This is a genomic window from Actinomyces sp. HMSC065F12, from assembly GCF_001814535.1.
GTDB classification, from domain to species: domain Bacteria; phylum Actinomycetota; class Actinomycetes; order Actinomycetales; family Actinomycetaceae; genus Pauljensenia; species Pauljensenia radingae_A.
Genome location: NZ_KV817027.1, coordinates 5,491 through 5,736 on the forward strand (window position 1 = coordinate 5,491; position 246 = coordinate 5,736).

The following is a 246-nucleotide window of genomic DNA, read 5'->3' on the forward strand; positions in this document are numbered from 1 at the left end:
GCCTTGGGCCAAGAAACCCATCAGCGAGAAGCTCTGGATGATGAGTGCGTAGCCAGGCAGACAGGCAGACTCGCTCGAAGGCGGCGTTATGCGCCCACTTCACGACGGACGGATCAACTAAAGCCGCCAGAACCTCGTCGGGTATAGATTGTCCGTTGGCGAGATCCACCACCTCGATCGGGCCGCCGTCAATCGAATAGCCGAACAGGAGCAGCTCGAAGTCTGGGTGCTCGGCATACGGGTAAA

Annotated in this window: 1 pseudogene; it reads right to left on the minus strand. The window is 58.9% G+C overall.

Annotated features, from left to right (window positions below):
• Positions 1-246 (minus strand): annotated as a pseudogene (locus HMPREF2975_RS13125) (DNA polymerase); the annotation flags it as partial.